This window comes from Streptomyces novaecaesareae (assembly GCF_000716875.1).
GTDB lineage: Bacteria > Actinomycetota > Actinomycetes > Streptomycetales > Streptomycetaceae > Kitasatospora > Kitasatospora novaecaesareae.
This window is the reverse complement of sequence record NZ_JNWQ01000035.1, coordinates 102632-126125: the sequence shown is the minus strand read 5'-3', so window position 1 is coordinate 126125 and position 23494 is coordinate 102632. Positions and strand designations below refer to the sequence as shown.

The 23494-nt window shown below is 73.7% G+C and carries 26 protein-coding genes; 16 read left to right on the top strand and 10 right to left on the bottom strand.

From position 1 onward, the window contains the following. Positions 1–63: 63 nt before the first annotated feature. On the bottom strand, positions 64–513 hold the full coding sequence (locus OP86_RS15925; protein ID WP_157849745.1) for a hypothetical protein: 450 nt from the start codon (positions 511–513) through the stop codon (positions 64–66). Between the two features lie 196 nt (positions 514–709). On the opposite strand from OP86_RS15925, the gene proC reads away from it, so the two are divergent. The 7 genes from proC to OP86_RS15895 all read left to right on the top strand — a co-directional run bounded on the left by proC (position 710) and on the right by OP86_RS15895 (position 7204). After that, entirely contained in the window at positions 710–1537 is an 828-nt protein-coding gene (proC, locus tag OP86_RS15920) for a pyrroline-5-carboxylate reductase (protein WP_030055670.1), read from the top strand. 151 nt (positions 1538–1688) lie between these two features. Continuing rightward, entirely contained in the window at positions 1689–2903 is a 1215-nt protein-coding gene (locus OP86_RS15915; RefSeq protein ID WP_030259110.1) for an MFS transporter, read from the top strand. Positions 2904–2989: 86 nt separating this feature from the next. Then, the gene (locus OP86_RS15910; protein ID WP_051830130.1) at positions 2990–4186 is read left to right on the top strand and encodes an acetoin utilization protein AcuC; all 1197 of its coding nucleotides are present in this window, start codon (positions 2990–2992) and stop codon (positions 4184–4186) included. 225 nt (positions 4187–4411) lie between these two features. Continuing rightward, on the top strand, positions 4412–4621 hold the full coding sequence (locus tag OP86_RS15905; RefSeq protein ID WP_045699258.1) for a helix-turn-helix domain-containing protein: 210 nt from the start codon (positions 4412–4414) through the stop codon (positions 4619–4621). Between the two features lie 171 nt (positions 4622–4792). After that, positions 4793–4909, top strand: coding sequence for a 30S ribosomal protein bS22 (locus tag OP86_RS34800; RefSeq protein WP_425311139.1), 117 nt, complete (start codon positions 4793–4795; stop codon positions 4907–4909). 169 nt (positions 4910–5078) lie between these two features. Next, positions 5079–6188 carry an NAD-dependent epimerase/dehydratase family protein gene (locus OP86_RS15900; RefSeq protein ID WP_030259114.1) on the top strand — a complete coding sequence of 370 codons (1110 nt, stop codon included), beginning with the start codon at positions 5079–5081 and terminating at the stop codon, positions 6186–6188. A gap of 8 nt (positions 6189–6196) precedes the next feature. Beyond that, complete coding sequence (locus OP86_RS15895) at positions 6197–7204, top strand: lysophospholipid acyltransferase family protein (protein WP_030055676.1); 1008 nt, start codon at positions 6197–6199, stop codon at positions 7202–7204. A gap of 104 nt (positions 7205–7308) precedes the next feature. Here OP86_RS15895 and OP86_RS15890 read toward each other — a convergent pair whose 3' ends face one another. From OP86_RS15890 to OP86_RS15880, 3 genes are all read right to left on the bottom strand, one after another. Then, a complete protein-coding gene (locus tag OP86_RS15890) occupies positions 7309–8589 on the bottom strand; it encodes a DUF5667 domain-containing protein (protein ID WP_030259117.1) in 1281 nt (426 codons plus the stop codon). 270 nt (positions 8590–8859) lie between these two features. After that, positions 8860–9681, bottom strand: coding sequence for an ECF subfamily RNA polymerase sigma factor, BldN family (locus OP86_RS15885; protein WP_051830138.1), 822 nt, complete (start codon positions 9679–9681; stop codon positions 8860–8862). Positions 9682–10285: 604 nt separating this feature from the next. Next, positions 10286–11296 carry an HAD family hydrolase gene (locus tag OP86_RS15880; protein ID WP_030055679.1) on the bottom strand — a complete coding sequence of 337 codons (1011 nt, stop codon included), beginning with the start codon at positions 11294–11296 and terminating at the stop codon, positions 10286–10288. A gap of 231 nt (positions 11297–11527) precedes the next feature. Here OP86_RS15880 and OP86_RS15875 point away from each other — a divergent pair, with 231 nt between their 5' ends. The 7 genes from OP86_RS15875 (at position 11528) to hemB (ending at position 18956) form a co-directional block, all read left to right on the top strand. Further along, positions 11528–11821 (top strand): glutaredoxin family protein, encoded by a 294-nt coding sequence (locus tag OP86_RS15875; protein ID WP_030055680.1) that lies wholly within the window; start codon positions 11528–11530, stop codon positions 11819–11821. A gap of 164 nt (positions 11822–11985) precedes the next feature. Further along, positions 11986–12834 carry a 3'-5' exonuclease gene (locus OP86_RS15870; RefSeq protein WP_078589101.1) on the top strand — a complete coding sequence of 283 codons (849 nt, stop codon included), beginning with the start codon at positions 11986–11988 and terminating at the stop codon, positions 12832–12834. A gap of 107 nt (positions 12835–12941) precedes the next feature. Beyond that, a complete protein-coding gene (locus OP86_RS15865; RefSeq protein ID WP_051830137.1) occupies positions 12942–13838 on the top strand; it encodes a redox-sensing transcriptional repressor Rex in 897 nt (298 codons plus the stop codon). Between the two features lie 25 nt (positions 13839–13863). Further along, positions 13864–15204, top strand: coding sequence for a glutamyl-tRNA reductase (locus tag OP86_RS15860; protein ID WP_051830129.1), 1341 nt, complete (start codon positions 13864–13866; stop codon positions 15202–15204). 41 nt (positions 15205–15245) lie between these two features. Then, a complete protein-coding gene (gene hemC, locus OP86_RS15855) occupies positions 15246–16253 on the top strand; it encodes a hydroxymethylbilane synthase (RefSeq protein ID WP_051830128.1) in 1008 nt (335 codons plus the stop codon). Beyond that, entirely contained in the window at positions 16250–17899 is a 1650-nt protein-coding gene (locus tag OP86_RS15850) for a bifunctional uroporphyrinogen-III C-methyltransferase/uroporphyrinogen-III synthase (RefSeq protein ID WP_030259122.1), read from the top strand. The genes hemC and OP86_RS15850 overlap by 4 nt, the downstream gene beginning before the upstream one ends. Before the next feature lie 76 nt (positions 17900–17975). Then, positions 17976–18956: a porphobilinogen synthase gene (gene hemB, locus OP86_RS15845; RefSeq protein ID WP_030259124.1), complete on the top strand. Its 981-nt coding sequence runs from the start codon at positions 17976–17978 to the stop codon at positions 18954–18956. A gap of 97 nt (positions 18957–19053) precedes the next feature. Here hemB and OP86_RS15840 read toward each other — a convergent pair whose 3' ends face one another. From OP86_RS15840 to OP86_RS15830, 3 genes are all read right to left on the bottom strand, one after another. After that, positions 19054–19320 carry a hypothetical protein gene (locus OP86_RS15840; RefSeq protein ID WP_030055686.1) on the bottom strand — a complete coding sequence of 89 codons (267 nt, stop codon included), beginning with the start codon at positions 19318–19320 and terminating at the stop codon, positions 19054–19056. Positions 19321–19530: 210 nt separating this feature from the next. Next, the gene (locus OP86_RS15835; protein ID WP_030055687.1) at positions 19531–19878 is read right to left on the bottom strand and encodes a hypothetical protein; all 348 of its coding nucleotides are present in this window, start codon (positions 19876–19878) and stop codon (positions 19531–19533) included. A gap of 86 nt (positions 19879–19964) precedes the next feature. Continuing rightward, a complete protein-coding gene (locus tag OP86_RS15830; protein WP_030259131.1) occupies positions 19965–20312 on the bottom strand; it encodes a hypothetical protein in 348 nt (115 codons plus the stop codon). 302 nt (positions 20313–20614) lie between these two features. Between OP86_RS15830 and OP86_RS33600 the strand changes: the two genes are divergently transcribed. Beyond that, positions 20615–21334: a hypothetical protein gene (locus OP86_RS33600; RefSeq protein WP_051830127.1), complete on the top strand. Its 720-nt coding sequence runs from the start codon at positions 20615–20617 to the stop codon at positions 21332–21334. Positions 21335–21406: 72 nt separating this feature from the next. On the opposite strand, the gene OP86_RS15820 is transcribed toward OP86_RS33600, so the two are convergent. The 3 genes from OP86_RS15820 to OP86_RS15810 form a co-directional block, all read right to left on the bottom strand. Continuing rightward, positions 21407–21787 carry a hypothetical protein gene (locus OP86_RS15820; RefSeq protein ID WP_030055690.1) on the bottom strand — a complete coding sequence of 127 codons (381 nt, stop codon included), beginning with the start codon at positions 21785–21787 and terminating at the stop codon, positions 21407–21409. A 113-nt stretch (positions 21788–21900) separates the two neighbouring features. Then, complete coding sequence (locus OP86_RS15815; RefSeq protein ID WP_030259137.1) at positions 21901–22170, bottom strand: chaplin; 270 nt, start codon at positions 22168–22170, stop codon at positions 21901–21903. Positions 22171–22279: 109 nt separating this feature from the next. After that, positions 22280–22522 carry a chaplin gene (locus OP86_RS15810; RefSeq protein WP_030259139.1) on the bottom strand — a complete coding sequence of 81 codons (243 nt, stop codon included), beginning with the start codon at positions 22520–22522 and terminating at the stop codon, positions 22280–22282. A 577-nt stretch (positions 22523–23099) separates the two neighbouring features. Here OP86_RS15810 and OP86_RS15805 point away from each other — a divergent pair. After that, positions 23100–23339 (top strand): chaplin, encoded by a 240-nt coding sequence (locus tag OP86_RS15805; protein WP_030055692.1) that lies wholly within the window; start codon positions 23100–23102, stop codon positions 23337–23339. Positions 23340–23494 lie beyond the last annotated feature (155 nt).

Here is a 23494-nt window from a genome sequence, read left to right as displayed (position 1 = left end):
CCCCGTTTCGTCCGGAACCGCGACGGTGCTCAGGCCCCGGTGCTCAGGCCCCGGGGCCTGTCGTCAGGCCTTGCCGCGGGCCTGCTTGACCGACCCCACCACCCCGGCGATCGCCAGCAGGAGGCCGGCCGGCAGCAGGGAGATGAAGAAGGCGCCGAACAGGCCGGCGTCGCCGAGGAACAGCTGCGCCAGGGTGTTCAGCGCGAGGAGCCCGCCGGCCGCCGGGAGGGCCGACTGCCACGGGTGCTCGTTCGCCCAGCGGCGCAGCCGCCGGTCGGCGGTGTCGCGGCGCAGCTGACCGCCGACGGTGCCGACCAGGAAGAAGAAGAACAGGGCCCAGCCGGCCGGTCCGGCCAGCATGCTCAGCGACCAGCTGCCGGAGATCGCCTCGATCCCCAGGGCTGTCGCCCCCACCACCGCACCGACTCCCGCGGCCGTCCGCCACGGGCCCACGGTCGCCGAGGCGACGGCGAGTTGCCGGTTCTCACGTCGGGACATTTCGTCGTGTGCCATGACTCAACGGTGCTCCCGTCCGGGCCCGGAGGCCATAGGGGGACCCCCTGGTTTTCACCCTAGGGCCCGTCCCCGACAGGCCCTGGGGTCGTCCCCGAACCGGCGTGTTCCACCCCGCGACCACGGACCGGACGGTCCCGACGGGTGCCTGCGCACGGTGCGAGGATGGCCGCAGTACCGAGGCAAGGAGCGGACCATGGGAAGCAGCGCAGCACACGGACAGAGGATCGCCTTCCTGGGCACCGGCAAGATCGGCGAGGCCCTGCTCTCCGGCCTGCTGCGGGCCGGCAAGGATCCGGCGGACGTCCTGGTGACCGCCCGCCGTCCCGAGCGCGCGGCCGAACTCGCCGCCCGGTACGGCGTGGTGGCCGTCTCCAACGCCGAGGCCGCCAAGCTCGCCGACACCCTGATCCTCGCGGTCAAGCCGCAGGACATGGGCACCCTGCTGGAGGAGCTGGCCCCGTACATCAGCCCGGACCGGCTGGTGATCTCGGCCGCCGCCGGCATCCCCACCGCCTGGTTCGAGCAGCGGCTGGCGGCCGGCACCCCGGTGGTCCGGGTGATGCCCAACACGCCGGTCCTGGTGGACGAGGGGATGAGCGTCATCTCGGCGGGCTCGCACGCCTCCGAGGAGCACCTGGCGCGGGCGGAGCAGATCTTCAGCTCGGTCGGCAAGGCGCTGCGGCTGCCCGAGTCCCAGCAGGACGCGGCCACCGCGCTGTCCGGCTCCGGCCCGGCCTACTTCTACTTCCTGGTCGAGGCGATGACCGACGCCGGCATCCTGCTCGGCCTGCCCCGGCAGGTGGCGCACGACCTGATCGTGCAGTCCGCGATCGGCGCCTCGGTGATGCTGCGCGACTCCGGCGAGCACCCGGTGAAGCTGCGCGAGGCGGTCACCTCCCCGGCGGGCACCACCATCGCGGCCATCCGCGAGCTGGAGAACCACGGTGTGCGGGCCGCGCTGCTGGGTGCCCTGGAGGCGGCCCGGGACCGCTCCCGGGAGCTGGCCTCCGGCGGGAAGTAGGAGGCGGCCGGGACGGAAGGGCGGAGCGGTAGTCCCTGCGCGACCCCTCCCGCAAACGCGGCGCACCGCCTACGCTCTCGCCAACATCGTCCTACCGGTCGGTAGCGAGGTCGCCAGGAGGCCCGTTGCGGAGGCCCGTGTGGAGGTCCGTATGAGTGCCGCGCCGTCCGTGCCGCCCGTCCCGTCCCCGACGGCGCCCGGCCTGCGGGTCGGGCGGGCCGCGCTCGCCGTCAGCTTCCTGCTCCAGGGCGCCACCTTCGCCCTGCTGGTCACCTGCATCCCCGAGATCCAGCACCGGTACGGGCTGAGCGACGGGCTGCTGCCGGTCTTCCTGGCCGCGGTGCCGATCCTGGCCGGGGCCGGCTCGATCGCCTCCGAGCAGCTGGTGAAGCGCACCGGGGCGCGGGCCGTGCTGCGGGTCGTCCAGCCCGCCGTCTGCCTCAGCCTCGCGGCCGCCGGGCTGGGCGACTCGCTGTGGCAACTCGCCCTGGCCCTGGGCGCGTTCGGCCTGCTGGTGGGCGCGCTGGACGCCAGTATGAACATGCTCGGGGTGGGCCTGCAGCACCGCTACGGCCGCTCGATCATGATCGGCTTCCATGCCGCGTTCAGTCTCGGCGGCATCGTCGGCGCGGCCCTCGCCGGCCTCGGTTCGCACTACGACCTCGGGCTGCCGGTGCTGTTCGGCACGGCCGCCGCGGTGATCGCCCCGCTCGCGGTGCTGACCGGCACCAGATTCGCCGGCCCCGCCGAACTCGGCGACGCCGTCCGGGAGGCCGCCGAGGCCGCCGCCCGGTCCATCCCCTGGCGGCCGCTGCTGCCGCTCTGCCTGGCGATGGCCTTCGCGTACATCGCCGACGCCTCGGTCTCCAACTACAGCGTCAAGTACCTCACCGACGGCCTGGGCAGCCGGGAGGACCTCGCCAAGCTCTCCTACCTCGGCTACATGCTCGCGATGCTGCTCGGCCGGGCCCTGGGGGACCGCGCGGTGCAGCGCTTCGGTGCCGTCCCGGTGGTCCGGGCCGGCGCCGCGCTGGCCGCGTTCGGCTTCGGGGTGGCGGCCGTCGCGCCCGCGGCCTGGGCGGGCATCGCCGGGTTCACCGTGCTGGGGTTCGGCATCTGCGCGATCATCCCGCAGGTCTTCGCGGCGGGCGGGCGGCTCTTCCCGGCCGATTCGGACGCCGCGGTGGCCCGGCTCAACCTCTTCAACTACGTGGGTTTCCTGATCGGTTCGCCGCTGGTCGGGGCGATCGCCGACGCGAGCTCGTACCGCTGGGCGCTGCTGGCCCCGATGCTGCTGGTGCTCGCCGTTCTGCCGCTGGCCGACCGCTTCGCCCCGGCGCCCGCGTTGGCCCCCGCCGCCGCGTGACGGCGGGGGCAGGGCCGGGGCGGGGGCCGCCGCCCCGGCCCGCCCTGGCGGCGGTCCGGCCACCGCCACCCGCTACGGTGGAGGCCATGCCCGAAGCCGAGCGTGACACCCCCTGCGGCCTGCACCTCTTCTGGGACGAGGCCGTCACCGCCTACGACTTCGGCCCCGGCCACCCGATGGACCCGACCCGGCTGGCCCTCACCATGCGTCTGGTCGAGGCCCTCGGGCTGAACGGCGGCCCCGGGGTGACCGTCCGGTCCGCGCCGCCCGCCGGCGACTCCACCCTCCGGCTGGTGCACACCCGGGAGTACGTCGAGGCCGTCAAACAGGCCGCCGCCCACCCCGAGCGGTCCGACCCCCGGCACGGACTCGGCACCGACGACAACTGGTCCTTCCCCGCGATCCATTCGGCCTCCGCGCTGATCGCCGGCCAGTCCGTGGCCGCCGCCGAGGCCGTCTGGCGCGGCGAGACCCCGCACGCCGTCAACTTCGCCGGCGGGCTGCACCACGCGATGCCCGGCAAGGCCTCCGGCTTCTGCATCTACAACGACCCGGCGCTGGCCATCGCCCGGCTGCTCGAACTCGGCGCCGAGCGGGTCGCCTACGTCGACGTGGACGTCCACCACGGCGACGGCGTGCAGGAGGCCTTCTGGAACGACCCCCGGGTGCTCACGATCTCGCTGCACGAGCACCCCGCCACGCTCTTCCCGCAGACCGGCTGGCCCATGGAGACCGGCGGCCCGGACGCCCCCGGATCCGCCGCCAACCTGCCGCTGCCGGCCGGCACCGGTGACGCCGGCTGGCTGCGCGCCTTCCACGCCCTGGTGCCCGAACTGCTGGACGCGTTCCGGCCACAGGTCCTGGTCACCCAGCACGGCGCCGACACCCACGTGGAGGACCCGCTCGCCCACCTCGCCGTCACCGTCGACGCCCAGCGGCTGATCGCCGAGGAACTGCACGACCTGGCCCACCGCCACGCCGGCGGCCGCTGGGTGGCCACCGGTGGAGGCGGCTACGCCGTGGTGGACGTCGTCCCGCGCAGCTGGACCCACCTGGTCGCCACCGCCGCCGGCCGGCCCGTCGACCCGGCCACCGAGACCCCCGAGTCCTGGCGCGCCGAGGTCTACCGCCGCACCCGCCGCCCGGCCCCGCTGCGGATGACCGACGGCGCCCGCCCGGCCTGGCGCGACTTCGACGCGGGTTACGATCCGGCCGACCGGCTCGATCAGGCCATCCTCGCCGGCCGCCGCGCGGTCTTCCCCCACCACGGCCTGCTGGCCTGATCCCGCCGCCCGGACCACCGGCCGGCCGGGCGGTGCGTACGCCGACCCGTGCGAACCGCCGAGCGGCTACGTACTGCAACAGTCCTATCTCTCACCGTACGAGGACTGCACTTCCCCTCTTCCCACTGGTACCACCCATAACTACTCTGGGGATACACGTGTGCCGGTGGAGTCACCGGAGGGGAAGCCGGTGCCTTGCACACGGGTAAGGGTCGGGTGATGGTCATGAGTTCCGTGGAGCGTCCCCTGCAGGAAGTCGTCTTCCTGACCGTGGCGGAGGTCGCCGCGGTCATGCGGGTGTCCAAGATGACGGTGTACCGCCTGGTGCACAGCGGAGAGCTGCCGGCCATCCGGGTCGGACGGTCCTTCCGGGTGCCCCAGCAGGCGGTTCACGAGTACCTCAAGGAGTCCTACGTGCGGCTAGAGAGCGCGTAGGGCCAGGGTCGGCGGGGCCGGTCCGCAGCCGCGGCACCGGTCCCGTTCGCCCCGGATTTCCCGTGAGTTTCCCCTTCTCGGGGAGCGCGATTACAGCCCGAGCGTCCCGGACGGTAGGCTAGGCCCTCACGTCAGTCGTATGGACTCCGTCTCTCACGGACGAGAGTCTCAGTGAGCGAGGGTTGTTCCGTGGGCTCTGTCATCAAGAAGCGTCGCAAGCGTATGGCCAAGAAGAAGCACCGCAAGCTTCTGAAGAGGACCCGCGTTCAGCGTCGCAACAAGAAGTAAGCGCCCCCGGCCGCGCCCAGCGCGCCCAGCGCTTCCACCGCCCGTCCCGGCCCCTGCGGCCCGGGGCGGGCGGTGTCGTTTCAGCGCACGGTGTCGTTTCACGGCCCGGTGGGGCGGCGCGGTACGGTGCACGCAGGCCGTTCGGGTCGAGGGAATGGGGTGCAGCACCGTGGGCGTGGTCGTGCTCGTCACCGGCGTGGCACGCCATCTCGGTGCCCGCTTCGCCGCCGAGGTCCGCCGCCTCCCCGGCGTGGACCTGGTCGTCGGCGTGGACGTGCAGCCGCCCCGGCTGCCGGCCGAGGAGCCGCCCGGCCCGGCCGCCCCGTACCGCTTCCACCAGCTCGACCTGCGCCGCCCGGCACTGTCCCGGGTGCTCGCCGAGCACCGGGTGGACACCGTCGTGCACCTCAGCGTCAGCGCCACCGGCCTTGGCTCCACCAACCGCTCCGCGGTGAAGGAGGCCAACGTCATCGGCACCATGCAGCTGCTCGGCGCCTGCCAGAAGGCGCCCGGGGTGCGCCGGCTGGTGGTGAAGTCCACCACCGGCGTCTACGGGTCCGCGCCCCGCGACCCGGCCGTGTTCAGCGAGCGGATCCAGCCGAAGGACCCGCCCGGCGGGGGCTTCGCCAAGGACGCGGCCGAGGTCGAGGGCTACGTCCGCGGCTTCGCCCGGCGCCGCCCGGACGTCGCCGTGACGGTGCTGCGCTTCGCCAACATCGTCGGCCCGAACGCGGACACCCCGCTCAGCGAGTACTTCGCACTGCCGGTGCTGCCGACCGTCCTCGGCTACGACCCGCGGCTGCAGTTCGTGCACGAGGACGACGCCGTCGCCGTGCTCTGCCGGGCCTGCGTCGAGCCCGAGCCGGGCACCGTCAACACCGGGACCTTCAACGTGGCGGGGGAGGGCGTCCTGCTGCTCTCCCAGTGCGCCCGCCGGCTCGGCCGGCCCACCCTGCCGCTGCTGCTGCCCGCCGTCAGCTGGATGGCCGTGCTGGCCCGGCAGACCCGGCTGGTCGACGTCTCCCCGGAGCAGCTGCGGCTGCTCACCCACGGCCGGGTGGTGGACACCACCCGGCTGCGCGAGACCTTCGGCTACCGCCCGGCGTTCACCACCCCGCAGGCCTTCGCCGACTTCGCCGCCGCCCGGGGCCCGGGCCTGCTGCCGCCCGAGCGGCTGGCCGCCGTCACCGACCGGCTCGCCGCCCTGCTCGGCCCGGAAGGGGCGGACCCCGCCGCACCGGGCGCCGTACCGAACCGCCCCCGCCGACCGAGGAGCTGAACCCCGCGATGAGTGCCGCAGCCGAGAACGCGCCGGGCGAGGCCAAGGTCATCCCGATCGAGTCCGCCCCCAGCTGGAGCTCGCCCGAGGGCCCGGGGCTGGCCGACCGGCTCGCCGGGGCCGTCGGCGGAGCGCTGGCCGGGCCGCTGGGCCCGGCCGCCACCCGGCTGCTCGGCAAGGGCTGGGAGGGCCGTGCCGCCGAGCGGCTGGCCTTCCTGCGCCGCCGGGTCACCGGCGACTACGAGGTGGACGAGTTCGGCTTCGACCGGGAGCTCACCGAGGAGGTGCTGCTCTCGCTGCTGCGCCCGCTGGCCGAGAAGTACTTCCGGATCGACGTCCAGGGCGTGGAGAACATCCCGGCCGAGGGCGGCGTGCTGATCGTCGCCAACCACTCCGGGACGATCCCGCTGGACGCGCTGATGACCCAGGTGGTCATCCACGACCACCACCCGAACAAGCGCCACCTGCGGATGCTCGCCGCAGACCTGGTCTTCGTGCTGCCCGGCATCAACGAGCTGGCCCGCAAGGCCGGCCACACGCTGGCCTGCAACGAGGACGCCCAGGCGCTGCTGGAGCGCGGCGAGGTGGTCGGGGTCTGGCCGGAGGGCTTCAAGGGCATCGGCAAGCCGTTCTCCGAGCGCTACAAGCTCCAGCGGTTCGGCCGCGGCGGCTTCGTGGCCTCGGCACTGCGGGCGAAGGTGCCGATCGTGCCCTGCTCGATCGTCGGGGCGGAGGAGACCTACCCGATGGTCGGCAACGTGAAGACGCTGGCCCGGCTGCTGGGCCTGCCGTACGTGCCGATCACCCCGACCTTCCCCTGGCTGGGGCCGCTCGGGGTGCTGCCGCTGCCGACCAAGTGGACGATCCGCTTCGGCGAGCCGATCGCCACCGACGGGTACCCGGCGGAGGCGGCGGACGATCCGATGCTGGTCTTCGACCTGGCCGACGAGGTGCGGGAGACCATCCAGCACTCGCTCTACCAGCTGCTGGTGCAGCGGCGCTCGGTCTTCTTCTGACCTCGCCCTTCCGGCACGGCGGGCGGCACGGCGGGCGGTAGGGCGGGCGACACAGCGGGGGCCCGGCGGATATCGCACTCCGCCGGGCCCCCGCAGTCCTGAGGTCAGCCGCCGAGGATCCGCAGCCCGGGCAGCAGGCCCGGAACCAGAGGGGGCACCTCGACGCCCTGACGGGCCGCGTCCGGGACACCGGGTGTGCCGGACGGCTGGGGCACCTGCGGCGGGGCCACGTCGGCGCTCGGCGCGGGCTTGGCACCGGTGAGCCCGCTGGTGAGGTCGCCGACCAGCCCGTTGACGGCGTCCGGGGCGCTGGTGGGCAGGGTGCTCGGCAGACCGCCGCCCTTGCCGCTGCCGCCCGTCGCGCCGGTGCCGGGGTTGGCCGGGGCCGCGCTGCCACCGGGGCGCTTGCCGCCGGTCGCTCCGCCGCCCGGGGCCTGGTCGCCCGGCGCGGCGCCGGAACCGCCCGCCGGGGTGCCGGCGGGGGAGCCGGTCGAGTCGTCGCCCGCTCCGGGGCCGCCCGTGCCACCGCTCCTGGCGGGGGGCTGGGCCAGCCGCAGGGGCGCGACGTCCTCGCTTATGTCGTCGAAGAGCTGGTTCACCAGGCTGGCCTGCTGGGTCAGCTGGACGGGCAGTTTGCCCTGCAGCTCGGTCCAGCGGCCGTCCTCGTCGTGGGCGAAGCCGGCCAGCGCGCGCATCGGGTCGAGCGAGCCGTTGCTGCGGTAGACCGAGCGCAGCAGCTCGCGACCCTTGAGGGCGTCGGTGTGCATGTCGTCCAGGGCGTGGCGGACCTGCTCGACGGTCGCCGGGCTGAGCCCGCCCGCCGGGCCGGTGCGGCCGACCAGGACCTTGGCCTCGCCGAGCCGGGTGGCGGCGTGGTCGAGCAGCAGTTCGCCGCGCTCGGAGTCGTCGCCCGCGAAGTCGAGCCGGAGCCCTTCGAGGCCACGCTTGAGCCCGTACAGCGTGTCCCCGGGAAGGGCGTTGGAACTCGCGGCGGCGGCGCCGGCCAGGCTGCCGACGGCGAGCCCGGCGACCAGCCCGCCGATCGCGAACCGGCGGCTCCAGCGTCCGCGTGGCGCCGTCCGGATCGCCCGGTGCCGGCGCTGGCGGGGCACCGCGGCGCCCGGTCCGCCGGCGAAGGCCTGCTCGAAGGCGGCCATCAGCTGGGCGCGTTGGACCGTTCGGACCTCGCGGTCCAGCACCGGTGCGGGCAGCGCTCCCAGCGTGTCGGTCAGGCCGACCAGTTCGGCCATCGCGGCCGAACGGGCCTTGACACCAGCGGTGTTGGCCGATTCCGCGTTGGCCGCAGCGCGTTGCTCCGTCCGGTGGGCCTCCAGCGCCTCGGCGAAGGCCTTCGCCCGCCGGTGCTCCAGCACGTTTGCCGTCACGGGCCACACCTCCCTTCGTCGTTGTCGACACCCCGGCCTGCCGGACGGTTGCCCCGGCGGGCCAAAGCCACTCCATCGGGTGACAGGTCACAATTCGACTTGACCGTCTGCCCAGTGGGGGTTTGCACGTTGGCCAACGATCGGTACGGGCGGTCGGTTACGCACGGCTGATCATCGGATCGACCGTTCACTCTGACGTGTCGGTCGGGCGCGGACGGTGACGTCCGGCCGGGCTGCCCGGAGGCCATCTCCCCCTCGGTCACGGCCGGCTCACCGCGCGTCGGGCGGGAGCAGCCGGGCCAGGGTGCGCACGGCGCGGTACTGGAGGGTCTTGATGGCGCCCTCGTTCTTGCCCATGATCCGTGCCGTCTCGGCCACCGAGAGCCCTTGCAGGAAGCGCAGCGTGACGCACTCCTGCTGCTGCGGGTTGAGCCGCCGCACCGCGTCCAGCAGGGCGGCGTTGGAGAGCGACTCCAGCACCGAGTCCTCCGGGCTGCGCTCGCACTCGTTGGAGTCCAGCATCTCGCCGGTGGTGACCTCCAGCCGGAAGCGGCTGGACTTGAAGTGGTCGGCGACCAGGTTGCGGGCGATGGTGACCAGCCAGGCGCCGAAGTCGCGGCCCTGCCAGGTGAAGGTGCCGATCCGGCGCAGCGCGCGCAGGAACGTCTCGCTGGTGAGGTCCTCGGCGGTGGCCCGGCTGCCGACGCGGTAGTAGATGTAGCGGTAGACGGTGTCCGCGTAGTGGTCGTAGAGCCGCCCGAAGGCGTCGCTCTCGCCGGCCTGGGCCCGCTCGACCAGCTCCATGATCGGGTTGTGCTCGGTCTCGTAGCCGGGGCCGGCCGCCGTGCGGGAGCGGCCGCGGCCGACGCCGGTGGTGCCGGTGCGGCCGCGCGAGCCGGTGCCGGCCGAGCCGGCGGCGGTGGTGCGCAGCGCCAGGCCGGTGCCGTGGGGGTGGCCGAACGATCCGCCGGCGGGCGCGAGTTGGGGTGAGGCGGCGAGCTGGCTGAGGAGCAGGCTGCGCAGTAGGTCCAGGCCGGTGGAGATCTGCCGTTCGGCGGTCGGCCGACCGCGGTGGCCGGTGCGGGGGCGCAGGGGCGCGGACGACGGGCGGGAGGGTGCAGGCGCGTCGTTCCGGACGGGTGGGTACACGGGACTCCCAGAGGCAGAACTGTGGACGGATCACCTCCGCCTGCGCGGAGAGCACTCCCCGAAGCGTCCGTTCGAGCGGGACGCGTGGTGACGTGCATCCAGGAGAGAATAACGCTTTGTGCAATGACAGCTACACCGTGTGGTCGAAGTGGTCGTTTGGGATCCATTTGTTGTGCATATTCGGCTGACACTGACCGGAGCTGTCACCGTTCATCCGGCTCAACGTGATCGAACAGGTGCCCAGGGTGACCAATTCGGCTGTCTGGCGGACGGTTTCCCAGTCTTGGGGCTCGGCAACCCCTGACTTTCCCCGTCTGGCGAACGATCAGAACCGGTCGCCGGCTGACAAGTTCACGCAACGGCCTCGGACTGCCGTGCGGCGGAGGGGAGTTCGCCCGTAAGAGCGGCCAGGTCAGGGGCCTTGTTGACGTCCGGTCACCCGCGTGGGCGACCCGGGCGGGGAGCCCGCGAAGGCCCCGGCGACAGCCCCGGCAACAGCCCCGGCGGCGGCCCGGTGACGGCCCGATGACGGCTCCGGCGAGGGGTCTCAGGCGCGGCGACGACGCCGGTGCAGCGCCACCGCGGCCGCCGCCGCTCCGGCCGTCACACCGAGCGCGGCCGCCGCCGGCAGCCCGACCCGGGCCGCCTTCCGTCCGGTCCGGAAGTCCCGCACCCGCCACCCCTGGGCCCGGGCGTGGCGGCGCAGCGCGCCGTCCGGGTTCACCACGTACGGGTGGCCGACCAGCGAGAGCATCGGGATGTCGTTGGCGGAGTCGCTGTACGCGGCGCAGCGGTCGAGGTCGAGGCGCTCGTGCCGGGCCAGCGCCCGGACGGCGGCGGCCTTGGCCGGGCCGTGCAGTAGGTCGCCGACCAGCCGGCCGGTGTAGTGGCCGTCCCGGGCCTCGGCGACGGTGCCGAGCGCGCCGGTCATGCCGAGTTGCCGGGCGATGATCCGGGCCACCTCCAGCGGGGCGGCGGTGACCAGCCAGACCCGCTGGCCGGCGTCCAGGTGCATCTGGACCAGGGCGCGGGTGCCGGGCCAGATCTTGTCGGCGACGACCTCCTCGAAGATCTCCTCGCACATCGCCTCCAGGTCGGCGGTGTGCTTGCCGGCCACGATGCCCAGGGCGGACTGCTGGGCGTCCGAGATGTGGTCCGGGTCCTCGGCGCCGTGCAGCCGGAACCAGGCCTGCTGCCAGGCGAAGCGGGCGATGTCCCGGCGGGTGAGGAAGCCGCGGCGGAACAGGCCGACACCGAGGTAGAAGATCGCGGCGCCGCGCAGGATGGTGTTGTCGCAGTCGAAGAAGGCGGCGGCGCGGGGGTCGCCCGGCTCCGGGGTGTGGTTCCCGGCCGGGGCCCTGGGGGCCTTCCCGGGCTTGGCCGTGGCCGGCGCGGCCGACGCGTCCGCCTCGGCGGCGGGCTCGGGCGCGGGCGCGGGCTCGAACTCGGGCTCGGCGTGCAGCCCGGCCTCGGCCGCCGTTGCCGCGGCCTCGCCCGCCAGGGCGCTCCGCTCGCTGGTGGAACGCTTCGCCTGGGTGAGCCTTCGGAGCACGGCCATGTCATCGAGCATAGCCAGCCGGACGGGGAGCGTCCGTGACGGAGCCGTGCCCGGAAGGTGAACAGCTGGACCGGTGCGGGTCGGGAGTGCCCCGAAGGCGAGTGGGGCGACTACCCGCCCCGAGCCGAAGGGGCGCGCCGGTGCCGAAAGGGAGAAGCGACAAGCGAGGCACGAGCGCCGGAGCGCCGACCGTCGGCACCGGGCCGGAGCGCCTCGGAGGCGAGTGGGCGAATGACAGAGAATGGCCCGGTGAGTCCACTGCTGCGACGTAAGAGCCCCGAGCCCGCGGGCCGGACCGTGACCCTGGTCGGCAAGCCCGGCTGCCACCTGTGCGACGAGGCCCGGGAGGTGATCGTCCGGGTGGCCGGCGAGCTGGGGGCGTCCTTCGAGGAGAAGGACATCACCCAGGACGAGGAGCTGTACCGCCGCTACTGGGAGCAGATCCCGGTCACCCTGATCGACGGCCGTCAGCACGACTTCTGGCGGGTCGACGAGCGCCGCCTGCGCACCGCCCTCGGCGGCTGAGCGACCGTCCGCACGGACCCTCGGCGCCCCCGCCACTCGGCGGGGGCGCTTCGCCGAATCGTTGCCAAAGACATGCCGTTCCGGCTTGAGGCGGGGCGGGTTGGTCGGCTTACGATCGAACGCGTTTGCGCCCGTGGGGGGCTGAGCACACGAGGAGTGTCGCCATGCTTCCCGGCCCGACCCCTGGGACGCCCGGAGTCCCGCACGGGACCAGGGGTTTCGCCGTTGTGGACGTGGAGGCGACCGGCCGCAGCCCGTGGCGGCACCGGGTGGTCGAGGTCGCGGTGGTGCTGCTCGACGAGCGGCTGCGCCCCGAGGGGGAGTTCGCCACGCTGCTGGACCCGCTGGGCCCGGTCGGGCCGACCCATGTGCACCGGATACGCCAGTGCGACGTCGAGGGTGCCCCGCGTTTCCGCGAGATCGCCCCGCGGCTGCTGGAGCTGCTGGCCGGCCGGGTGCTGGTCGGTCACCACGTCAGCTGCGACCACGCCTTCCTGGACCGCGAGTTCGCCCGGATCGGGGTGCCGCTGCCGCCCGTCCCGGTGCTGTGCACGATGGGGCTGGCCCGCGCCCACCTGCCGGAGCTCCCCGGGTACGGCCTGGCGGCCTGTGTGGAGGCGGCGGGCCTGGGCTGGTACCCGGCGCACACCGCGCTGGGCGACGCCCGGGTGACGGCGGAGCTGCTGCGGCACTGTCTGGGTGCCCCGTCCTGCCCGCCGGACGACTGGGTGGGGCCGTTGCGGGAGGCGGCCCGGGTGCCCTGGCCGCGGCTGGGCCGGGCCCGTTCCCGCCCGTCCGGCGGGGCCGTCCCGTTGCTGCGCCGGGAGGCGCCGTACGGCCCCCTGCTGCCCGGTTCCCAGACCCCGGAGGTGGTGCTGACGCGTGCCGGTGCTGTGACTCCTCCCTCGTGCGAGCACGGGGGCTTCTCGGTCGGATCGGTCGACCCTCACGACGGCCAAGCCCTGACCGCGGCCGGAAGGCGGTGCGCCGACACTACCGGTTCGACGGCGTGATGCGCATCACTGTGCGGGGACAAATCGGACACCATCTTTGTGCACACGTTCACAAACGCATAGCCTGGCTGCCAAAGCCCAGCTTCACCCACAGGAGCACCGTGGCAATCGGCCGATCACCACAGAGCAGTTCGCAGACGCCCGACCAGGGCGCCGCGCGCCGACCCTCGCGTGCCCGGGGCATCCCGGAGGCGACCGTCGCGCGCCTCCCCCTCTACCTGCGGGCCCTCACCGCGCTCTCCGAGCGCTCGGTGCCGACCGTCTCCTCCGAGGAGCTGGCCGCCGCGGCCGGCGTGAACTCGGCCAAGCTGCGCAAGGACTTCTCCTACCTCGGCTCGTACGGCACCCGCGGCGTCGGCTACGACGTCGAGTACCTCGTCTACCAGATCTCCCGCGAGCTCGGCCTGACCCAGGACTGGCCGGTCGTCATCGTCGGCATCGGGAACCTCGGCCACGCCCTCGCCAACTACGGCGGCTTCGCCTCCCGCGGGTTCCGGGTGGCCGCCCTGCTGGACGCCGACCCGAACGTGGTGGGCACCAGCGCGGCCGGGCTCCCGGTGCGCCACATGGACGAGCTGGAGTCGATCGTCGAGAGCCAGCACGTCTCCATCGGCGTGATCACCACCCCGCCCGGTGCCGCCCAGCAGGTGTGCGACCGGCTGGTCGAGTCCGGCGTCACCAGCATCCTGAACTTCGCCCCGACCGTGCTGACCGTCCCGGACGGCGTGGACGTGCGCAAGGTGGACCTCTCCATCGAGCTGCAGATCCTCGCCTTCCACGAGCAGCGCAAGGCCGGCGAGGAGCCGGACGACCGCTCCGAGTCGATGCTCGACCGCGCCCCCGGCCCGGTCCGGGCGGCCGCGGCCAAGCTGCGCCGCGCGGCCGGCGGCAACGGCAAGGCCCGCGGCGCCGCCGACCCGGCGGCCAAGGACCCGGCCGAGCAGGCCAAGGGAAAGACCGCCAAGGGCGGCGACGGGGATCTCTCCGCGGTGATGCCCGCATGAACACCGAGAGCTGTGGGGGGCGGGCATGAGCCTTCTCGTCGTAGGGCTGAGCCATCGCACGGCCCCGGTCGGGGTGCTGGAACGCGCCGCCCTGACCGGTGAGGTGCCGACCCGGCTGCTGCACGACGCGGCCGCCACCGCGACCGTCGCCGAGGCCGCGCTGCTGAACACCTGCAACCGGATCGAGCTGTACGCGGACGTGGACAAGTTCCACGCCGGCGTCGCCGAGCTGTCGCTGCTGCTGGCCCACCACAGCGGGGTGGACCTGGAGGAGCTGACCTCCCACCTGTACGTCCACTACGAGGACCGCGCCGTCCACCACCTCTTCTCGGTGGCGTGCGGGCTGGACTCGATGGTCGTCGGCGAGGGCCAGATCCTCGGCCAGCTGCGCGACGCGCTGGCCAAGGCGCAGGAGGAGCACACCGCCGCGCGCGGCCTGAACGAGCTGTTCCAGCAGGCGCTGCGGGTCGGCAAGCGGGCGCACAGCGAGACCGGCATCGACAAGGCCGGCCAGTCGCTGGTCACCTTCGGCCTGGAGCAGGTCGCCGCGGGCGCGGGCGAGATCGCCGGCAAGCGCGCGCTGGTGGTCGGCGCCGGCTCGATGAGCTCGCTGGCCGCCGCCACCCTGGTCCGCTCCGGCGTGACCGACCTGCTGATCGCCAACCGGACGCCGGCCCGCGCCGAGCGCCTGGTCGAGATCCTGGGCCCGGACGTGGCCCGCACCGTGGACCTCGCCAAGGTGCCCGAGGTGCTGGCCGACGTGGACCTGGTGATCTCCTGCACCGGCGCGGCCGGCGTGGTGATCAAGGCCGAGGACGTGGCCGCCGCCGTCGCCTCCCGTACGTCCGCGCACCCGCTCGCCCTGCTCGACCTGGCCATGCCGCGCGACGTCGACCACGCCGTGCACGAGCTGCCCGGCGCCCTGCTGGTCGACCTGGAGAGCCTTTCCCACGCGCACGCCGCCACCCCCGGCGCCGGCGACGTCGACCAGGTCACCCGGATCGTCGCCGACGAGGTCAGCGCCTTCGGCGCCGCCCAGCGGGCCGCCCGGATCGCGCCGACCGTGGTCGCACTGCGCGCGATGGCCTCCGACGTGGTCGCCGCCGAGCTGGGCCGGCTGGAGTCCCGGCTGCCCGACCTGGACGAGCGCTCCCGCGCCGAGATCACCCAGACCGTCCGCCGCGTCGTCGACAAGCTGCTGCACGCCCCGACCGTCCGGGTGAAGCAGCTGGCCGCCGAGCCCGGCGGCGCCTCCTACGCGGAGGCCCTGCGCGAGCTGTTCGACCTCGACCCGGCGGCCGTGCACGCCGTGTCGGGCACGCCCGTCGGCGGCGCGCCCCAGCCCTCCGCCGGGGGCACCAGATGAACCGTCAGCCATCCCACGAGTACCACCGGGACGATCACCTCATGAATGGTCAACCGATCACGGAGCAGCCTCCGGCCGCCGCGCCCCTGCGGCTCGGCACCCGGCGCAGCGCCCTCGCCATGGCCCAGTCGGGCATGGTGGCCCGCGAGGTGACCAGGCTCACCGGGCGCCCCGTCGAGCTGGTCGAGATCACCACCTACGGCGACACCTCCCGCGAGGCGCTGGCGCAGATCGGCGGCACCGGTGTGTTCGTCTCCGCGCTGCGCGACGCGCTGCTGGAGGGCCGGATCGACTTCGCCGTGCACTCGCTCAAGGACCTGCCCACCGCCGCCCCCCAGGGCCTGGTGCTGGCCGCCGTCCCGGAGCGCGAGGACGTCCGGGACGCGCTGGTCGCGGCCGAGGGCCTGGCCCTGGACGAGCTGGTGGAGAAGCTCGCCGGCGCCGGCCGTACGGCCCGGATCGGCACCGGCTCGCCCCGCCGGATGGCACAGCTGAACGCCTGGGCCACCGCCCGCGGCGCCCAGCTGGAGACCGTCGCGATCCGCGGCAACGTGGACACCCGGATCGGCTACGTGACCGCCGGCGAGCTGGACGCGGTGGTGCTGGCCACGGCCGGCCTCAACCGGCTCGGCCGCAGCGCCGAGATCTCCCAGCACCTCGACCCCGAGGTGATGATCCCGGCCCCCGGCCAGGGTGCGCTCGCGATCGAGTGCACGAGCGCCGACCCGGCGCTGACCGCCGCGCTCTCGGCCCTGGACCACGCCCCCACCCGGGTCGCCGTGGCCGCCGAGCGCGCCCTGCTGGCCACCCTGGAGGCCGGCTGCTCGGCGCCGGTGGCCGCACTGGCCACCTGGGGCCGGGAGAACGAACTGCGGCTGGACGGAGTGGTCGGCAACCCCGACGGATCCGCCCTGCTGAAGATGTCCGCCAATGGTCCGATCGTCCTCGACGAGACCGCCGAGCAGCAGGCGGCGGCCCTCGGCCGCGCGCTGGCTGACCGGCTGCTCGCCGGGGGCGCGGCCGCCCTGATGGGGGAGCGAGCCCGATGAGCCCCACCGCCGCCACCGACGCCCTGTTCCCGGCGGGACAGCCCGCCACCGGACGGTGCACCTTCCTGGGCGCGGGCCCCGGGGACCCGGGCCTGCTGACGCTCCGCGCGGTCGAGGTGCTCTCCACCGCCGACGTCCTGGTCGCCGACCCGCTGACCGCGGCCGCCGTGCGCAGCCACTGCCCGGCCGCCGTGCAGGTGCACACCCCGGCCGCCGAGGGCACCGACTTCGACCTGGCCAAGCTGGTCGCCGAGGCCGTCCGCTCGGGCAAGCACGTGGTCCGCACCGTCGACGGCGACCCGGGCCTGGACGGCTGCGCCGCCGAGGAGATGCTCAGCTGCGCGGGCGACGGCATCCCCTTCGAGGTGATCCCGGGCGTCGCCCAGTCGGTCGGCGTCCCGGCGTACGCGGGCGTCCCGCTGCGGGCCGGGGCCGGCACCGACGTGCGCTTCGTGGACGGTGCCCAGCTGCTGTCCGGCGGTCCGGTGGACCTGGGCGTGGCGGAGACCACCCTGGTGGTCCGCACCACCCTGGGCCAGCTGCCGGCCACCGCGAACGCGCTGGTCTCCAACGGCCGCAAGCCGGAGTCGGCGCTGAGCGCGACGCTCTCCGGCACCACCACCCGCCAGCGGACCTTCACCTCCACCCTGGCCGGCATCGCGGCCGACCTGAAGGCCGCCCGGGTGCTGCCCTCGCCGGTCTCCGCCCCGGTCGACCCGGCCACCTCGGTGATAGCCGTGGTGGGCGAGCAGGTCGCCCACCGGGCCTCGCACTCGTGGTTCGAGACCAAGCCGCTGTTCGGCTGGAACGTCCTCGTGCCGCGCACCAAGGAGCAGGCCACCGGCCTGTCCGAGCAGCTGCGCTCGTACGGCGCGGTGCCGCAGGAGGTGCCGACCATCGCGGTCGAGCCGCCGCGCACCCCGCAGCAGATGGAGCGGGCCATCAAGGGCCTGGTCACCGGCCGCTACGAGTGGATCGCCTTCACCTCGGTGAATGCGGTGCGCGCCGTCCGGGAGAAGTTCGAGGAGTACGGCCTGGACGCCCGCGCGTTCGCCGGGATCAAGGTCGCGGCGGTCGGCGAGACCACCGCGCAGGCCCTGGTGGACTTCGGCGTGAAGCCGGACCTGGTGCCCTCCGGCGAGCAGTCCGCCGCCGGTCTGCTGGAGGACTGGCCGCCCTACGACCCGGTCTTCGACCCGATCGACCGGGTGCTGCTGCCGCGCGCCGACATCGCCACCGAGACCCTGGTGGCCGGCCTGGTCGAGCTCGGCTGGGAGGTCGACGACGTGACGGCGTACCGGACGGTGCGCGCCTCGCCGCCGCCGGCCGAGACCCGCGAGGCGATCAAGGGCGGCGGCTTCGACGCGGTGCTGTTCACCTCGTCCTCGACCGTCCGGAACCTGGTCGGCATCGCGGGCAAGCCGCACAACGTCACGGTCATCGCCTGCATCGGCCCGGCGACCGCCAAGACCGCCGAGGAGCACGGCCTGCGGGTCGACGTGATGGCTCCGGCGCCGTCGGCGGCCGCGCTGGCCCAGGCGCTGGCAGACTTCGGGGCCAAGCGCCGCGACACCGCGACGGCGGCCGGCGAGCCGGTCTACCGGCCGAGCGAGCGCCGTCCGGGCTCGCGCCGCAAGGCCCGCTGAGGGCCTGCCCCAACCCCCGGCCGGGGGCGGCGAGTCACCGCCCCCGGCGCTGTACGACCGTTCGGAGAGAGAAGCCGTGTCCGCTGAATTCCCGTACGTACGCCCGCGCCGACTGCGCCAGAGCCCGGCGATGCGCCGGCTGGTCGCCGAGACCCGGCTGCACCCGGCGGAGCTGATCCTGCCCGCCTTCGTCAGCGAGGGCATCACCGAGGCGAAGCCGATCGCCTCGATGCCCGGCGTGGTCCAGCACACCCGGGACACCCTGCGCAAGGCCGCGGTGGAGGCGGCCGAGGCCGGCGTGGGCGGCATCATGCTGTTCGGCCTGCCCGTGGTGAAGGACGCCGTCGGTTCCGAGGGGACCAACCCGGACGGGATCCTGCAGCAGGCCATCCGCGACGTGGTCGCCGAGGTCGGCGACCAGATGGTGGTCATGTCGGACCTCTGCCTGGACGAGTTCACCGACCACGGCCACTGCGGCGTGCTGGCCGAGGACGGCAGCGTGGACAACGACGCGACCCTGGCGCGCTACGCCGAGATGGCCGTGGTCCAGGCCGAGGCGGGGGTCCACATGGTCGGCCCGTCGGGCATGATGGACGGTCAGATCGGAGTCGTCCGCCGGGCGTTGGACGAGGCCGGCCACCAGGACGTCAGCATCCTCGCCTACACCGCCAAGTACGCCTCCGCGCTGTACGGCCCGTTCCGTGAGGCCGTCAACTCCTCGCTCAAGGGCGACCGCAAGACCTACCAGCAGGACCCGGCCAACGCCCGTGAGGCACTGCGCGAGCTGGAGCTGGACCTCGCCGAGGGTGCGGACCTGGTGATGGTGAAGCCGGCCATGCTGTACCTGGACGTGCTGCGGCAGGTCGCCGACGTCTCCCCGGTGCCGGTGGCCGCCTACCAGATCTCCGGCGAGTACTCGATGGTGGAGGCCGCTGCCGCCAACGGCTGGATCGAGCGGGAGCGCACCATCCTGGAGACGCTCACCTCGATCCGCCGGGCCGGCGCCGAGCAGATCCTCACCTACTGGGCCGTCGAGGCCGCCGCGATGCTGGGTTAGTCGCCCGCTCGGCGCGTTCGCCCGCTCGGGGCGGGGGCGCCCGTGCACGCAGAAGGCCGGGCCGATCCCCGCGGGGATCGGCCCGGCCTTCCGGCTGCTACTGCCAGCCCTTGATGTGGGCGAAGCCCTCGCCGCCGCCGATGATGTCGGTGGAGGTGGCGGCGACGGTGCCGAAACCGCCCGCGGCGGTGTCCGTGGTGTGGGCGATGCCGAAGCCCTCGGCCGCCAGGAACGGCTCGTCGGCGGAGGCCGCGAACGCGCCGCCACCGACCAGGCCCGCGTGGGCGAAGGCCGGGGTGGCGGCCCCCGCGAGCGCCAGTGCGGCGGTGGCGGTCAGTGCGGCCTTGGCCAGCATGCTCTTCATGGATCTGCCCTCTCTCTGGGAGCGCCCGCTCGGGCGCTCTGACACGTGTTCACATCCGGTCGTCCGGCCGGGCGCCCGCGCGCCGGCCCGGACGACCGGTCACCCGGCTGGTCCGCCTTGTGGCGGCCGGCCGGACACTTCGTCCGCCAAGCCCGGAGGGCCCGGGGAGACCTTCCTCCCCGGGCCCTCCGTCCGTGCCGTGCCCCTTGATCAGCCGATCAGGTGCGAGATGCCCGCGTCGCCCGAGGACTGGGTGTTCTGGCCGACGTTGCAGATCTGCTTCGGGGTGCTGTTCAGGATCGGCACCTCGATCGGAACCGCGGCGCCGATGGCGGCGGCGACGGCGATGTTGTGGATCTCCGGCAGGCAGAGGTTCGGGTTGTCCAGGGTGTGGAAGTTCGGGCTGCCGTTGCCGTGGGTGCCGGTCTGGTTGGTGCCGCCGTGGCCCTGGACGGAGGTGGCGGCGCCGTCCGAGTCGGCGATGGCGGAGGCCGAGCCCGCGGACATCGCGAGGGCGGCGGCGGCCAGGCCGGCGGCGGCGAGGGTCTTCTTGATCATTCCGGTTTTCCTCTCGGGGGGTGAATCGGGGGGCGATTCGAAGGTGGATCAGAGGGGGAGCTGAGCAGGGAGCTGAGCGGGGAGCGTCAGCCGATCAGGTGGGACACGCCCGCGTCGCCGTGGCTCTGGGTGCCCTGCCCCTGGGTGCAGTACTGCTTGCCGCCGCTGTTGGCGATCGGGACCTCGATCGGGAGCGCGATGCCTCCGGCCGCGCCGACGGCGATGTTGTGGATCTCCGGCAGGCAGATGTTCGCGTTGTCCAGGAAGTGGAAGTTCGGGCTGTTGTTCCCGACGGTGCCGGTGAAGTTGCTGCCGCCGTTGCCCTGGATGGTGGCGGCGCCGCCGTCCGCGTCACCGATGGCCGAGGCGGGCGCGGCGGCGGCGGCCAGCGCGGCGACGGCCAGGCCGGCGGCGGCGAAGGACTTCTGGATCATGGGGAGATCCCTCTCTGAAATGCTTTCGGTTTCCGTGCGTAGCAACGCGTAGAGCGCTCGGACCCGGTCTGCAGTCACTGACGTCCAGATCAAAGAATGACGGCACGGAAGGTTACGGGCATTTTTGAAAAGAGTCCCGGAGGCGCGTCCGCAGGTGGTTTTCGATCGGATTATTAGGCCGAATCGGTTAACCGCCGCATTCCGCATTCCTGGTCACTCGTTGGCAGATTGCTTTCCGGCTGCGCCCCGCAGCCGTTCCCCACAAGAGATCTCCAGTACGGACAGGCAGAACGGTGAAAAGCATGAAGTTCTCCAAGCGGGCCGGCGCGATGCTGCTGGCGGTCGGTGCGGGCATGCTCGCCTCCCAGGGATCGGCCTCCGCCGCCCCGGTCGGCCCCGAACACGTCGGGGCCCTGGAGGACGCGCTGGCCACCCGGCAGGTCCCGGCGGACATCCCGCTCACCCCGCTGGGCAGCCACGTCTCGGCCGGCATCCCGACCTCGCTGCTCATGCCGCCGGTGCCCGGCCGGACCACCAGCACCAGCACCGAGCTGGTCCCGGAGCGGATCGTCCCCCAGCTGAGCACCGGCAAGGTCGGCCCGGGCGCCAAGGCCGACCTGCCGCTCCCGCTGGTCGACCAGGGCGCCGACCTCGGCCGGGTGCTGCTGGACGCCCCGGCCGCGCCCCTGCACGCCGACACCCCCGGCCTCACCCTCGGCAAGCCGCTCTCGCTCACCCAGGACGGCGCGGGCCAGCTCGCCGACGGCCGGTTCAAGGTGGGCGAGGCCGACCCGCGGCTGCTCACCGGCGCCGTGCAGGCCGTCCCCGGGGCCAGCGCGGGCCTCGGCACCGAGAACCACCGGCTCTCCGTCACCGACGAGGTGGACGACCTGACCACGACCACCGCCGCGACCGCCACCGAGGTGGTCCAGCAGACCGGACTGGCCGACCCCGCGGCCACCACCGCGACGGCCACCGGCGTGGTGCAGCAGACCGGGCTGGCCGACCTCACCCGGCTCTGACCCGGGCGGCAGCGCCGGAGCCCGGCACCCCACCGTACGAGCGGGGCGCCGGGCTCCGGCGCGTCCGGACGCTCAGCCCGGCAGGACGCCGGTCAGCCCGCCGACCAGCGGGAGGTCCTTGACGCCGCCGCCCGCGCTCAGCGGACCGGTCAGCGTGCCGGTGCCGACCGGGGCCAGGCCCTGGTCCGGCTGGACGGTCGCGCCGTTGTTGAGCACGTCGGCCGAGGAGTTCGCCCACGGGTCCAGACGCAGGCTCTTCAGCGGCGCGATGCCGTAGCCGAGGCCGGAGGTCGTCCCGTTCAGCGCCTGGCCGACGTCGGTCTTGGCCAGCGTGGCCGGCCCGGCCGGTGCCTGCCCGGCGGGTGCGGTGGCGGCCTGCGCCGAACCGGCGCCGAGCAGCACCGCGGCACCGACGGCGGCGGCCAGGCCGGCCCCGCTCTTCTTCGAAACCATGCGGATCACCCTTCGGTGGATCGGGGGTCCCGGACGGTCGCCCGGGGATGCCGAACTGCCCCCCGGCCGGCTGGTCGGGGGGCAGTACGGCGGGAACACGTGCCGATCGGGGATCAGCAGTCGTCCGCGGGCTTCGGGTGCGCCTCGACGTTGGCGCAGGTGTTGCCGAAGGCCGGGTTGAGCAGGCCGCCCGCGTTGATGGTGTTGCCGCACAGGTTGATCGGGATGTGCACCGGGATCTGGATCTGGTTGCCGGAGACGACACCGGGGGAGCCGGCGGCGACGCCCTCGGCGCCCGAGCTCGCGGCGGCGGAGCCCGCCGCGCCGAGCACCAGGCCGGCAGCGGCGGCGGAGAGGACGGCGGCCTTCTTCACGTTCTGCATGGGGGTTGATCTCCTCGATCACACACGGGTGGAGCGTGCCGGGCTCAGGCTCTGCGGGGCGCGGCACGGGCTCGGTGAGTCAGCTGTCGCCGGTGTGGCGACCGCGGGTTCAGCCGATGTTGGCGCAGGTGTTGCCGAAGGCCGGGTTGAGCAGGCCGCCCGCGTCGACGGAGTTGCCGCACAGGTTGACCGGGATGTGCACCGGGATCTGGAGCTGGTTGCCCGAGATGACACCGGGGGAGCCGGCGGCGACGCCCTCGGCGCCCGAGCTCGCGGCGGCGGAGCCCGCCGCGCCGAGCACCAGGCCGGTGGCGGCCAGGGACAGCGCGGCGGCCTTCTTGAAGTTGCGCATGATGTCTTTCCTCCGATTTCTGCCCGACGGAATGGAATTGTCGGGAGGCGGGCGAGCAGGAATGCTCACCCGATGGCTTCAGGGATTGCCGTGATTGTCACTCGGGCGGCGCACACCGGCGTGTTCCGCCCATGGCTCGGGCGTGGACGCAGCCGCCGTGTTGCAGCGCCTCTCGAAATCCCGCCCCGCACGGCCGGGAGGGTTTCGGACAAAGGCGCGACCAGGTGGAATTCCCGGTCAGGCGTTCCGGCGGGGATTGCCGGACGCCGCGTTCGGGAGGCCCGCCACGTCGACCGAGCCGCCGGTGGCCGCGGTGCCGACGATGCCGTGGGCGAGCTTGCGCATGGGCGGTACTCGATTCGTGTTGTAGGGGCCGGTGGACCGGGTTCCGTCAGGGAGAACGAGGTGCCGCGCTAGGGGAAACGGTCCGGCCCGCTGATCACCCGAATGCCCGTCACGGGGGCCCTGTTGCGCCGGACGGGTGACACTGCGCGCACCGTCGCAACCGGTCCGGGGAGGTGTCGTTCTTGATGTCGCACTCCCCGTGCATCTCTGTTTGAACAGTCAGGAGGCTCGCATGAGCATCAAGAAGACCGCCGCTGTCGGCGCGGCCGTGGTGGGCATCGTGGCCGCCGGCGCCGGCACCGCGATGGCCAGCTCCGGCGCCGAGGGCGTCGCCGCCGGTTCCCCCGGTGTCATCTCGGGCAACCAGGTTCAGGTTCCGGTGCACATCCCGATCAACCTGTGCGGCAACACCATCGGCGTCGTCGGTCTGCTGGACCCGGCGTTCGGCAACCACTGCGTCAACGCGGGCTGAGTCCGTACCCGGTTCGGCCGGTGCGAGCCGCCGTTCCGTGCTTCCCTCCTGGGGCGCGGGGCGGCGGCTCTCCGCATGTCCGGGAATTCGTCGCGCCGTCAGTTCCCGGCGCTGTCACAAGCCTTGTTGCGTTACTTGTCAGTACCTAGAATGCG